Annotated in this window: 11 protein-coding genes; 6 read left to right on the top strand and 5 right to left on the bottom strand. The window is 40.7% G+C overall.

Annotated elements, in window-relative coordinates:
* Positions 1-234: 234 nt before the first annotated feature.
* Together JWG45_RS20685 and JWG45_RS20680 are read right to left on the bottom strand one after the other, a co-directional pair.
* Entirely contained in the window at positions 235-2,298 is a 2,064-nt protein-coding gene (locus JWG45_RS20685; RefSeq protein WP_205281484.1) for an ATP-binding protein, read from the bottom strand.
* Positions 2,288-3,049 (bottom strand): response regulator transcription factor, encoded by a 762-nt coding sequence (locus tag JWG45_RS20680; RefSeq protein WP_205281483.1) that lies wholly within the window; start codon positions 3,047-3,049, stop codon positions 2,288-2,290. The genes JWG45_RS20685 and JWG45_RS20680 overlap by 11 nt, the downstream gene beginning before the upstream one ends.
* A gap of 114 nt (positions 3,050-3,163) precedes the next feature.
* On the opposite strand from JWG45_RS20680, the gene JWG45_RS20675 reads away from it, so the two are divergent.
* Positions 3,164-4,465 carry a sugar transferase gene (locus JWG45_RS20675; protein WP_205281482.1) on the top strand — a complete coding sequence of 434 codons (1,302 nt, stop codon included), beginning with the start codon at positions 3,164-3,166 and terminating at the stop codon, positions 4,463-4,465.
* A gap of 154 nt (positions 4,466-4,619) precedes the next feature.
* The gene (locus tag JWG45_RS20670; RefSeq protein ID WP_205281481.1) at positions 4,620-5,402 is read left to right on the top strand and encodes a prohibitin family protein; all 783 of its coding nucleotides are present in this window, start codon (positions 4,620-4,622) and stop codon (positions 5,400-5,402) included.
* 25 nt (positions 5,403-5,427) lie between these two features.
* On the opposite strand, the gene JWG45_RS20665 is transcribed toward JWG45_RS20670, so the two are convergent.
* Both JWG45_RS20665 and JWG45_RS20660 read right to left on the bottom strand, forming a co-directional pair.
* Entirely contained in the window at positions 5,428-5,763 is a 336-nt protein-coding gene (locus JWG45_RS20665) for a hypothetical protein (protein ID WP_205281480.1), read from the bottom strand.
* A 60-nt stretch (positions 5,764-5,823) separates the two neighbouring features.
* The gene (locus JWG45_RS20660) at positions 5,824-6,486 is read right to left on the bottom strand and encodes a class I SAM-dependent methyltransferase (protein WP_205281479.1); all 663 of its coding nucleotides are present in this window, start codon (positions 6,484-6,486) and stop codon (positions 5,824-5,826) included.
* A gap of 163 nt (positions 6,487-6,649) precedes the next feature.
* Between JWG45_RS20660 and JWG45_RS20655 the strand changes: the two genes are divergently transcribed.
* Positions 6,650-8,200 carry a hypothetical protein gene (locus tag JWG45_RS20655; RefSeq protein ID WP_205281478.1) on the top strand — a complete coding sequence of 517 codons (1,551 nt, stop codon included), beginning with the start codon at positions 6,650-6,652 and terminating at the stop codon, positions 8,198-8,200.
* Complete coding sequence (locus tag JWG45_RS20650; protein WP_205281477.1) at positions 8,197-9,333, top strand: tetratricopeptide repeat protein; 1,137 nt, start codon at positions 8,197-8,199, stop codon at positions 9,331-9,333. Before JWG45_RS20655 ends, JWG45_RS20650 begins: the two co-directional genes overlap by 4 nt.
* Here JWG45_RS20650 and JWG45_RS20645 read toward each other — a convergent pair.
* A complete protein-coding gene (locus JWG45_RS20645) occupies positions 9,330-10,304 on the bottom strand; it encodes a metalloenzyme (RefSeq protein WP_205281476.1) in 975 nt (324 codons plus the stop codon). The two genes, JWG45_RS20650 and JWG45_RS20645, sit on opposite strands and share 4 nt — an antisense overlap.
* A gap of 58 nt (positions 10,305-10,362) precedes the next feature.
* Between JWG45_RS20645 and JWG45_RS20640 the strand changes: the two genes are divergently transcribed.
* Both JWG45_RS20640 and JWG45_RS20635 read left to right on the top strand, forming a co-directional pair.
* Positions 10,363-11,292, top strand: a complete 930-nt coding sequence (locus tag JWG45_RS20640; RefSeq protein ID WP_205281475.1) for a hypothetical protein — start codon at positions 10,363-10,365, stop codon at positions 11,290-11,292.
* Positions 11,292-13,412 carry a hypothetical protein gene (locus tag JWG45_RS20635; RefSeq protein WP_205281474.1) on the top strand — a complete coding sequence of 707 codons (2,121 nt, stop codon included), beginning with the start codon at positions 11,292-11,294 and terminating at the stop codon, positions 13,410-13,412. Before JWG45_RS20640 ends, JWG45_RS20635 begins: the two co-directional genes overlap by 1 nt.
* The last annotated feature ends 7 nt before the right edge of the window (positions 13,413-13,419 follow it).

The raw sequence follows: 13,419 nt of genomic DNA, 5'->3' as shown, positions 1-13,419 counted from the left end.
AAAAAGATAAAAGCTTTTTCAAAAACTTTAGAATGTAGGAACTCCTATTAGGAAAATCAATCGACTAAGGGCGTATCCGTAGGAACTCGGCGTTCTTTTGTTCCGGCTGGATTCGTTTTTTAATCAGCTTTTCCTTGCAGATTTTGGATAAACTATAAATTAAAATTCTTAAAACGAAATAAAGTCTATGTTTTTCAACCTGATTCTTTGAGATCAAAAAAAATCCCGGAGCCCTCATTTTTGAAAGGGTAGATAAATCTCCACGAGGGCTTCCTCTGAATTATAGAATTCTAATGTTAGATACCCACCGAAAACTTTTAAGAGCGCGCTATGGATTTTCAATCCTTGACCGGCCGACTCAATGATTTCCGGTTCCCTTTTTGAGATCTTATTTTTGATTTGAATCAGAATTCCTTCCTTTTCCTGAAAAGAAATCGAAACCTTCTTCCTCTTTCCTTCTCCTGAATACGAATGACGGACTGCATTTCGAATGGATTCTCTGCACGCGTAAAAAAGGATCTCTAAAATTTCAGGTTTTGAAATCGGAAAATTTTCTTTGAGTTTGGAATCGTAATTCCAAACGAACCAGGAGATTTCAAATTCGGAACCCATGCGGAGAATCAAAGCGTCGATCAGACCGAGCCTTTGAATTTCCAAGCTTGTATCAGGTAATTCGCTCAAAAAACCCGAAACCTTTTTGTGGAGATCGGTCAAAACTTGGATCTGTTCTCCGATAATCGGATCGAATGGTAATTTCGATAATTCTAATATAGAAGAATGGATGTCCGGGAGAACTTCATCGTGAAGGATTTGTCTGGTCCTATAATCGGCGATTCTTTGTTCTTCCATGTGTTTTCTTTGCAGCGAACTTAGAGCTTGAGAGTTGCTTTCTACAAAAAGCGAATTTAACATCCAAGCGACGGCCCCTTTTGCGATTTCAATTTCCTCTTCCGCGTAAAGACCGCCGTCGATTTTTTGGCCTAAAAATAAAAATCCTGTTCCGGAATGGTCGCTCTCTGCTTTTAAACAAAGCACATAACCGAAAGAATTCTCGTCGTTTAAATAAGCGAGTCCGTCTTTTTCAAAAATTATATTAGAATATTTGAATTCAATTTTTTTCGAAGAATCGGTAGGTGTGGGGAATTGTAGAAGTAAATCCGGAATAAACGGGATTTTTTTTTCGTTTAAAAAAAATGCCTTCGAAGTTTCTAAAATTTTAGAACATAAGATTTCGAAAGAAATTTGGAATCTTATTTGAATTTCTTTTTCTTCCGGCGATTGGTTTCCGTAAATTCCTTTCGGGATCATGATAGATCTTAGAATGGAATTTTCCTCCAATCTCAAATCCTTGTTCTTTTTTAAAAGTAAGGTTCGTGAAAGAATATAAACGTAAGAAATGCAGAGAAAGAGTTCGATTTTCTGAAATTTCCAAATGCCGAGAATCAAATAGACCCCGGAAAGACAAAAAAATCCGAGAATGGCGTTTTTCCATTCACGGCGTAAGCTGATTTTTGGCAAAATTCTTCCCGTAAAAATTTCATAGGAAATCAAGGCTTTTCCTAAAACCAAAATGGCCGCTGCGACAAACAATTGAATTCCGATTAAAAACCCATAAAAAAGAAAAGGATTTCTCTGCGATTGTAAGACCGGATCCTCCGATATTCCCAGACCTTTTCCCAAAAATAAAAAGAAAACAAGAATCAAAACCCCGAGAAGTAGGAATGACGTTGTATATAAATAAGGGACCGCCTTTTCCCTTGCGATTTCAGGAAGAATCGGCTTTGAAATTCGAAAAGACTTGAGCGCTGCGATCGGAATTAGGATACAAACAAAAATATAGATCAAATAAGATAGACGGAACGAAAAAGGAACTATATTCCAGAAATTGAATAGAGATAGATTGGAATCGAATCTACGAACCCAAAAAGTAAAAAATATATAAGCAAACGTTTGAGCTAAGATTAAAATCCAAAGGATAAACCGGTAGAATCGATTCTGTTTTAAAAAACCTACGAACCAGATGATAATAAAAAACCAACCGAAAGGTATGAGAATCAATCCGAAGATTCCGGGAAAAAAATAAATTGCAGGATAACCCGAAACTTCGAATAACCCAAATTCTCCGATCCAAGAAAAAAATCCGAAAAGAAAAGAAGCAGAGATTAAAATTAAAATTGTGAAAGCGGCGGAACGATCTTTTTTCTCTAGGTTCACGTAAGTTGTCGACGAGAGCCAAAGTAGAAGAGAGGATAAAAAAAGAAAAATGGAACAGATAAAAATCTCAGGATCAAGATTCAATGTTTGTTTCCCATCGGATCCATTCTCCCGATCCGTTTCTGTAATAAGCGCTGCCGTCCTCTTCCCATTGAAGAAAACGATTCTCTCTTACGATCAAAGCCGCTCTGGTTCTAGCTACTTTTTCGTCGGAGCTGGATTCGTTTAGATCCCAAGCCGCATAAATTTGTCCGTTGATTCTGCTGATCGTACGTTTGTCCTTAAAGCCGAGACGGGTTGCGATTTGTTCGTTACTTTGTCCCGCGGCTAACATTCTCGCAACAGTCCTTTCATTCGGTTCTAAGATAGCCATAGGAGAATTGTCATCTTGATCTTTTACTTCTACGATTCGAGATTCGATTTCGGGATCGATAAAACTTTTTCCTTCGTAAGCGAGTTGAATCAAAGGTACGATCATATGCGGAAGGAGATAATTGGACTTACGGACATAAGCGTAGTGACTCAGAATTCCAGATTTTCGGAAGGTCCGGAAATATTCGTCGCTGTCCTGAATGGAATAGATGACCACGGGTTTTCTGGGAAATTCTTTTCGAAGTGCGACTATGGTTTCAATGCCGTTTAACGTTCCTGACAATCGAACATCGATGAGAATTACGTCGAATTCCTTCTTTAAAGAAACCTCGATCGCTTCTTCTCCGCTTGCACCTTCGTGAACGATCTTGAATTTACCGGTTTCCTTTAAACCGGCTACGAGAGCCTTTCTAAGCTTTTCGTTATCCTCTACGATAAATAGTTGGAGTGGATTTGCGTTCATGGAGTGACGACCAGATTCTAAGTTTTTTTGTCCTTCTCTGTCAAGCACTTGAGTGCTTTGATTCGAGCACCCAAAGGGATGAATTTCTTTTTTAAATCTTATATGGTTTCCGACATGAAAAGAATTATTGAAGTCACTCTTTCCTTCTTTGCTCTTGCGATATTCTCTCCGGTTTTTATCGCAGTGAGTTTGCTTGTTCTAATCGTCGACGGTAGATCGATTTTTTTCCTGCAAGAAAGGATCGGTTTATCAAAAAAGCCGTTTCGAATTTACAAATTCAGAACGATGAAAAACGGCGAAATTACAAAACTCGGTCATTGGCTTAGAATAACCGGTGTTGACGAATTACCGCAGATCTGGAATATTTTCAAAGGTGATATGGGAATCGTAGGCCCGAGACCGCTCACTCGATTCGATATCGATCGATTGGGTTGGAATCATAAATACTACGACATTCGTTGGACCGTGCTTCCGGGAATAACCGGCTTATCGCAGTTATACGCAGGGATGGGGTCTCGGATTTCCTTTCGATTCGATCGTTCGTATTTAAAAAATCGGAATCTAGGTTTGGATATTCGCATTATTTTATTAACATTTGTGATAAATGTATTTGGGAAAAAAAGAATCCGTGAAAAATTAAAAGTTGCCCTTAACCGTCGAAAAGAATCGATTCGTTGGAAATATTGGAGAGAACATTTTAGAAAAAATGAAAGCCGTCCTTTACCAAAAATCGATTCTCAAGTATTGGAATTAAATCCTAACGAAATGAGTTCCATCGCATATTCCCTCGCCATCTTTCAACTTGGCGAAGCCGGTGAAGGGAAGATTGCGAAACAAATCGATAAGACCATTCTTTTCGGCATCGATGATTTTTACCGAGAAGCGCTAAAACTTTTCGTAAAAGAAGAGGGAAGGCACGCAAGAATTTTGGGCGAATGTGTTCGAGCCCTCAAAGGAGAATTGATCGAATCCAATTGGACGGAACGATTGTTTCACTTCGGGAGAAGGCTCTTGGGAGTCCGTTTAAAATTGATGGTCTTACTCGCAGCGGAAGTGATCGGAATCTGTTTTTATAGAAAACTCGCCGATAAAATTCCGAACGGTTTCGTCAAATCGGCGTTATTAGAAGTAGTGAAAGATGAGGAAAAACATCTGAAATTTCATAGCGACTTTTTCAGAATTCGAGTTCGTAACTTTTTCACAAAAATTCTCTTTCGATTCCTCTGGAGATTAATCTCGCTCGCGGCTTGTGTTACGGTGATCTTGGATCACAGAAAGACTTTTAAAGTTTTAGGAATTTCGAACTGGAAAACCTTTCAGAAATTCCACGGGATCGCAAGGTCGACGGAAAATTTTATTCTCGAGGGTATCCACTGGAAGTTATCCGGAAGCCGTTTTCCGCTCTTGGATCCATAGAGATTTGATTTCAGGGATTCAATTTATTTCCTCTCGGGTTATAGATTGAAAAGAAAAATCAACGCTACGGTTCTCTTAACGTTTTCTTTTTCGATTGCTGTTAGACAGAGTTCTCTGGGAGAATCCTGTGAAATAAGAAAAAGGAGAACCTATTGTGGAACAGTGGATTGCGCTTTTTAAGAAACATTGGCTCAAAGGTATCGGTCTGATTTTACTTCTGCTAGTAAATCCGATCGTTTGTATCGGACCCGGTCATAGAGGTGTTGTAACGAATCTAGGGTCCGTTTCGGATCGAATTCTCGGAGAGGGGATTAATTTTGTGGCGCCGATACTTCAATCGGTAAAAAGTATCGACGTAAGAATTCAAAAGGTGGAGGCGAATTCAACCGCACCTTCCAGCGATTTGCAGGAAATTCATACGATGATCACACTCACGTATCATCTTTCTCCGAACCAAGTGAATAAACTATATCAGGAAATTGGAATGGACTACGAAGAAACGATCATCGTCCCCGCGATTCTTGAAACGATGAAACACGTAACCGCTCAGTTTACGGCTTCGGATCTCGTGATCAAAAGGGAAACGGTTTCGCAGAAGATTCACGACCTTCTCCACACCAAGTTAGGTAAGTTTTATATTCTTGTCGACGAAGTCTCCATGAAGGATTTCGAATTTTCTAAAACGTTTTCGGAATCGATCGAATTAAAACAAAAAGCGGAACAAGATGCGCTTCGCGCGAAGAACGAATTGGAAAGGGTGAAGATCGAAGCCGAACAACAAATTGTGAACGCTCGTGCGGAAGCGGAAACCTTAAGGCTGAAGTCGCAGCAGATCACACCGATGATGGTCGAAATGGAAAGAATCAAAAAATGGGACGGAAAATATCCGGATACTTATTTGGGTAGCGGCGCGAATACGCTTTTTCAAATTAAATAAATGGATCTGAGTTCGGAGGGTCTATTTATCTTTCTTCCGAAACGCTTGAATTTTTAATTTTTTGAAACCATTCATCTTTTTGAAGGTCGATTTGAAAATGGGAACGGACTTCTTCTTCGAATCTCGAAGCGGTTGTCTTTTCCCAATGATGAATACATCGTTTTGCACTTTCCGATTTGTATTTTAAGAGAGGACCTTTTCCAAAAATTCCACCGACATAACTGTTACATTTTTCACATTCATAAAATTCTACAGTGATCGGAGGTAATAAGTAGTAAGGTCCTCGATCGTATATCAAAGCGCATCCAATGGGAAAAATCGCGGTAAGAATGACTGTTGCAATTTTTTTGAAGTCACTCATAAAAGATCGGCGTTGGATTTTGAATTCATAAAAAAGTCTCAGTTCGAAGCGGGTTTATTTCTAAGACCGGATAAATTCGTCCGTTGTGTCTTCTTCTTCTTTCAGATCGTAAAAACCGTATTCGAAATCTTTTCCGGCAACCACTTCCAAACCGTAGACGTGCTCGGAAATTCTTACATTCTTAATGATATCAAGATGATACATCTCGGCTAAGAATTTCATCTTATCCAAAGAAATCTTATCGTTGATTTTCGGTCCTACTGAAAATTCATTTTTAACCCAATCTAAGACGATGAGTTTTCCACCCTTTCTCATCGAACGGATGAGACCGTCCATGGCAAGACCCGGATCCGGGAATGTGGATAATACTAAAGAAGCAAAGACCGCGTCCGGCGTAGGCACCCATTCCGGCAAAAGTGGGTGATCCGATTTCTCTATAAAGAACGGCGTGAAGTTGGTGATCTCGTCTCGATTTTTCCAATGTAGAATTTCATCGATCAACTCTTGCTGACATTCTCCGCCCCAAATCCAAGCTTCTTTCGGGAGTTGTTTTTTGAGTTCTAAGGTGAAGAAACCGAGGCCCATTCCGAAATCGACGAGATGGCTCACGTCCTTTAAGCTAAAGTGTTTGAAAACCACTTCCGGAGGTGTGAGCTCGCGTCGTTTACTGGAAATTAAAAATTCCTGATATTCCGGGTTTTCATAGTAATCGAGGTCGCTCATCCGTTTCTCACTCTGAATTATGTCTAATGGATTTGATAGGAAAAGTCAAACCCGAAATCAAATTTGTCCGGACCGACACTTTATCTCAAAACGAGCCCCAGTGGGATTCTTTATTAAATTACGCGGTTTCGGCTGACGATATAATAACCAAGACATTCCTTTTATGAAAATCATAACCCGGATCATACTATTATTTTCATTCTTGGCTTTGGTTTCTTTTCCGGGAGCTCAGGATTCTGTCTTGAATAACACCCAGGTGGAAAACTACAGTGTAGCAAATTTGATAAATGCGGAAATTTTAAAAAAGGATGAAAACTCGATTCGTATTTCTTGGGAGGCTCCGAGAGAAACCGGAGAAATCATCATCGCCCGTTCTTCCAGTATGATAGACACTCCTGAAAAATGTATGGTAGCAGATTCATTGGGAAAGTATCCTAGTGGGATTGCCGGTGGAGTAACTCAGATATTCGATTATAATCTCAAACCGGGAACCTATTATTATGCGGTGATTCTGGCCCACCACGTTAAAAAAAATACGATCAAACTTATACCGGGACGAAACTTTACTACGATTCCGGTTATCGTAGAGCAAGCGTTAGTTCCCGGGAACACAAACACTGAAAACAAAACTCCGGATCTTCCGGACGACGCAAGAATTACGGATCTAACTGTCAAAAAAGAAGGAAAATATCTGAGATTGAACTGGTCTCCTTATGATAAGGCGATTCCTAACGCAACCGTTTATACGGTTTACCGTTCTTCGGAGCCTATGTCCTCCTTATCATTGATGCGAAAGGCCGAAAAACTCACCGAGCTGAGTCATCCCGAAACTACGTTCCTGGATCAAGACCTCGGAAAATCACAGACTTGGTTCTATGGAGTCAGCGTTCGTTCAGGGGCAAAGGAAATTCTTCCTCTGATAAACGGGCAATCCTTTACTCGTTTTTTCTATATCGGAACTCCTAACAAAGAAAATCCCGAAAATATTACAAATTTAGAATATCCTTACGATGAAATGCATGTTAAAGATTTAACCGCAAAGCCGGAGGAGCTGAACGTTAAACTGGAATGGAAGGCGCCAGAAAAAGCGGATACAAACACTACTTATACGATCTACCAGGCTCTCAAACCATTGAGCGGGGGAACGGCTACTTTTCTCGGCGGGAACGTTCGAAAGTTAGGCGAAATCGCGCATCCGGAAACGGCCGCGCAGATTCGTTTGAAATCGAGAAGCACTCAAGTCTATTTCGGAGTGACCGTAAAACGTCAGAATAAGGAAGAATTTAGTCTTGTTGAAAACGAATCCTTTGTGGCGATCGACGCGGATCCGAACGTGATCGGTACGGAGAATCAAGAAAATGTGCAAAATGACAATAACCCAAAAGTTCAAGACGAGAACAAAGGGCAACCTGCAAAACAAGAGGAGGATTTTTCCGGAACGGACGATGAAGTTGACACCGTTCTCAGAAGAACCTATTGGAAACGAGCCTATACGGATGCCGTTCATGACTTAAAACCGTTCACCGGAAACGGAAATACGGTCGAAGTAAGAGGAAAGGCGAAATTTTTCACTGGACTCTCTCACTATAGAAAAGGCAATTATAAGGAAGCGCTTAAGTTTTTGATCAACAAAGATAGTAAATTTTACAACGCAGAACGCTCTGAATTTTGGTCGAAGCGCTGTCTGTCTCGGATCTCCGGAGGAAGTCCATGAATCGTTCTATTATATTAATTACGGGTTTTTTGTTTATTTGCGCCGGGTTATTGACCGGGGTTTATCAAACCACGATTCAAGACGAAGATTCTAAACGTAAAAACGTTTTGGAAAGAATCAAAGAAGGCGAGGAATACTTAAAACAATCCAACGCAAAGTCTGCGGAAAAAGCCGTGGATATTTTTTCCGAACTTTCAGCCAGAGAAATTCCCGACGAACACTCCTTTCGCGTAAAATACGATATGGGAAGAGCCTTGGAAAGAAATCAGGACAGTCTTCTCGCTCTGGGAATTTACAGAGAACTGAATCAGAAAGAAGGTTTATCCAGAGACGAAAGATCCAAGGTCGCCTATTCGATGGGAAATCTTCTTCTCCAACTCAATCGAGATGAGGAAGGAAAAGGTCATCTTGAGGAGGTTCTAAGAATTTCTGCAGAGCCGAAACTTCGTTCTAACGCGTTATCCGCCATTGCAGACTATTATATGAAAAAAGGGAATTACGATCTTTCCCGAAAAAACTATGTTCTCGCATTACAAGAAGATCCTGAAAACGTAAAGGCGAGGGTTCGTTGGGGGAAATCCTTACGAAGAATGGGGAAAGATTGGTCCTCATACGACGTCTACGACGATTACGCGCAAGCCGGATTCTACTTCGATCCCGAAAAGGAAAAAGTAAGCTCCGAATTTCGAAGTGGAATTTTGGAAAAAGCGAGACAGCTTTATGTTCGTAAACAGTATTATGGGGCGATTGAAACTTTCAAAAAAGCTTTGGAGATGGGAATTAGCCCGAAAGCGGAAGAACAGGCATTATTCTACATTGCAGAAAGTTACGAAGCGATCGGAAAATCGGATTCTGCACTTCAATATTTGAATCGAGTTCTGGGAAACCAAGACGGTTCTCTGGATCAAAACGCGCTCTTTCGAAAAGGCACCGTTTATTTTAAGAATGGAAAGTATGATAAAGCGGCGGCTCTTTTCCAAGAAGCGACTGACAAATATCCGGATTCTCCAGTGGGAAGAAAAGCAAGCGCTTGGAAAAAAGAATCCTTAGATCAAGTGGAAGACAATCTTCACTATAAGGAATCGGACAAGGCGAAAAGCAAAGAAGACTTGGAGACGGAAAAGTTCGACTAAGAAGAAGTCTCCGTCTTAATAAATTCTTCGTCCTTGAGTTCGATCTTAATTCCGAGAATATCGTAGATCGAATTCGGAATGTCCACGATCGCTTTGATTTTATCCTTTAGGACCTGTGTGTATTTTCCGTAAAGAATCGTGGGCACCGGATTTACTGTGTGAACGTCCACTGTAAGATCCTCCAAGTTCCCGTGATCCGAGGTTATGATCAGTTGGTCCATTTCAGGATCCAGAGCTTCGGTTACCCCTTTTAAAAAAGATTCCAATTCGCCGATATACTTTTCAGCCGCTTCCCAGTTCATCTTATGCCCGACCTTGTCGGTCAGAAAAAATTCATAGATACAAAGAGTGTAATCGTCGTTCTTGCAATTTTGAATGATCGATTTTCCGGTTTCATAGGGGTCGCGGACACGAAGAAGGTCGTCCGATTCTTCCAAAAGTCCTTGCGAGAATTCTTTTAAATATTCGTGAGTTATATCCATATAAAGCCCTTTACCTTCCCTCAGGTGCTCCATGGTTTTGAGAGGTCGATCGCTCGCCATCTGAATGAGGGTCGAAGCCGAAACGTGACGAGGATTTTTTTTGATATATTCCGCAAATGCGGGAGAATAACAGTTCAGAAGATCTACTTTGAAGCCGTGCTCATCCAGAACCCGAATGATGGAATATTTACTGATGATTTTTTTCAGAGTGAAAGTCGGAAAACCGCTCAAATGTCTTTGAAGAACATTACAAGCGTTGATTCCGGTCCAGAGGGAAGTCTGGCCCGTCGCGCTCTGAGGAAGGCCTTTGATTCCTAAAGAAGCATCCGTTTTGATAAAGGCGGTTTTTTTAAGAATTTCGGAAGATTCTTCAGGGATCGGTTTGTTTGCGAGCGGTAAAAAGAAGGATTTTGCGTATCGAGCAAAGGGATTCGTAGCCGGATCATTGGGCCCAAAGCCGATTCCGTCGATGAACATATAAAAGATCATAGTTTTCTGTCTGGTTTTCTTCTTTCAGGTTAGACCAAAAGGTCCGATACTAAGAACAGTGACGTCGAACTTTTACAAAAAAATCGTCTTTGCCCTCACACTCATTCTCTTAGGGCTGATTCCTGTTTCCATCCCTTTTTTATACGAAGAATGGAAAGAGTCTTCTATGTCGTTTCCCCTCAATCCGGTCGGAAATGAGAATTTTTTAAAAAGGCAGAACTTTCTAAAAGTATGGATGGAAGCGAGAAAGGCGCCTCTTTTTGAGGCCGGTTCCAAGATCGAATACGGACTTAGAAACGATCCGCTTCCTAAAAATGCGAAGGAACTCGGCGAAAGTCTTTTGAAGAATTTGGAGCTCAAGTCGATCAAAATTTACGATTCCTCTTATCGTCTGATTTATTCGAACGAAGAGACAAAGGAAGTATTCAACGGCGATTTGAGGTTAGGCGATTTAAGAATCGAACCCGCCGGAATCAATTTCGATCGTTCCGGTGTGCCGATCTATCGAAGTCAGGACGGAGAATGGTTTCTCTGGATGAAAGGTTTCGCTTTGGGAAAACATCTTTCCTTGCCTTTTAACATTCGGGAAAAACAAGTATATTGGATTTTCGAATCCAAAAAAAACGGAACCGATTCTTTACTCGGCTCGAACGATATTCGATCCTTGGAATATCCTGATAACATCGAAGAAATATTAGCTGAATTTAATAAACCTACCGGGGAGTGGAAGGACCGTCCCCTTTGGGAAAAAAATAAAATCGGAAACAATACGATTTTTATATCCTATGAGAAGGGATCGAGACTCGGACAATTTTTTCGGATATTTGTCTTTGTTTCCTTTTTGTTAGGTTTTTGCGGATTGGGAATGATTTCCTCTACGTTGGTGCATTCCATCATCGTAGAAAAAGAGTTTGATAATAAGGAAAAAATTCTTAAACTCAGGGACGTCTTTTTAAGAATTTTGTTACTGTTGCGGAGGGAGAACTGATGACCGGATTAAAACTTAGAATTTCCCTTCTATCCTTATCGGTAATTTCCTTTTTTTTCTATTTGCTGGTTCCTTATTTCCCGGAAGGCATATATTACAAAAATAGAATTAATTCTATATTCGTGAATTTTAACCAAGAACTCAATCGGTTGGAGTCGGGTCTGAGCGACGTAAAGTCCGTATCGGAACTGGAAAATCTACAGTTGGAATATCCTATGGTTTCTGGATTGAAGCTGATCACCGAAGCCGAACTTACCGCGAGAAAAGACCCGGATGGAAAATTATTGGCCGAAACTTTGAAAGAAGGCGCGAGTCGACTGTTCTTTCTAAAACCGTTTTTGGTTCTTTGCCTACCGGTTCCCGCGGAAAAAAGACTGATACTTGCCGAATTGAGGGAAGACAGCCTACGAGTTACTTTTTCGGGAACGGAGTCCATAATCATTCCGGATCTAAAATTCGGCGGTTATATCGAACCTGGGAAAAAATATCACGGTTTGAGCGGAGATCAGATTTCTTCTTTGCTGATCGGAGCTTTGAATCATTCGGAAAATGCGGTGAATCGAATACAAATCGGAACCGTTCCATTTATCGGATATTATTATGCGACATCGGAAAAAACAAACGGCTTTCTAAAGGGAATTCTGATTTTAAAACCAGGAAACGAAGGTCTTCCTTTTTTATTCTTATCCGGCTTTCTGGCCCTTTTGTTTCTGATCGACCTTATGATTCGAATTTTGAGGATGAAGAAGGATTTATTCTCGGATAAAGAAGGAAAAGAAATCCAGGATTTGGTGGGACAGATCTCAAAAGGAGTCAACGGACTTCAACTTGCGAAACAAAAAGCGTTGGAGTTGGTGGATAAGGACAAACACAACGAGATCAGAACCTTGTCTTCCGAAGAGGTGGATTCGGATTTGAAAACGATGCCGATCAGTCTCCAAGAAGTTAAAAAGGAAGGTGGAACTTCCATCTTTGTGCTTCCTTTTGAACTCAAGGGAGAAGGTTATATTTCTCCGGCCTATCTCCGCGACCCCGAAAAATTCAAAGTTCATCCGGTTATTTCTCCCGAGATTGAAAAGAAAAGATCGGAGATTTTTAACTCCGAATTACAGACTCTGATTTCAAAGGTAAACGAACCTTCCTCTGAAATTCCGAAGAAGCCGGAAGAGCCGAAAGTGGTTCTTCAACGACAAATGCCGGCTGAAGAACCGATCCAAAACAAACATTTGGATTTGGGGCCAGGTTATATGAAATGGTTGTCTTCGCTTCCGATCCGAGATCGAAGAAAAATCCTGGAGGTTTTGGACGAACTCGGTTACGGATTGGAATCCGAATATTCATTTATTTTAAAATACTATATCTCGGTGTTTTCTTATCTCAAACTGAGCGGTTTTGCGATCAACTACTACGATCGAAGAAACGGAAGTTATACTCCTTTTGTAACCTACGGTTTGAAAGAAAAAACCGCAGAGAATATGATATTTCTCTACGACGATCAATACATCGGGAAAGAATCCGGGAGTTATTCTCTGATCGGAATCACCGAAGAAAGAAAGAACGATCGATTCTTCCGAAAAAAATTCGATCCTGCTGATTTGGAATCTTGCATTTCGATTCTAACGATTCCACTTTCCAATTTTGGAATACCGTTTCGATTTTTCCTATTCTACAAGGATCCGCCGACCGAAGAGAACGCACTGGAGATAGAAAATCTGATCTTTCATTCTTTAGAACCTGTGATTAAAGCGTTTGAGGAATACGATCGAAAAATATTGGGGGAATTGTTCCGCGATAAACGGGACATCGTTTCCTCTCGGATTCATATGATGAGAATCGCGACCGACGGAGAAAGGGGTGTTACGAAATCCTTCAAAGTGGAATTTCACGGAAAGGATTTTAAAAAACTTGAATCCGATCGAAAGAAAGTAATGTCGCAGATCGCCGAAATTATCGGACCGGAAGATATGTGTTTTGGAATCGGAATCGGCGCTTTCGGAATGTACACAAGAAAAGATTTAGAAGAACAGGTTCGCGCGTTCTTGGATCAAACCGATCATGGTTACGACTTTACGGTCGATGTATATCCGGCGAACGGAAAAAATCTTTTCACTTATCTCTAAGAATTGT

This window comes from Leptospira ainlahdjerensis, from assembly GCF_016919175.1.
Taxonomy (GTDB): domain Bacteria; phylum Spirochaetota; class Leptospiria; order Leptospirales; family Leptospiraceae; genus Leptospira; species Leptospira ainlahdjerensis.
This window is presented reverse-complemented; position numbering and strand designations above follow the sequence as displayed.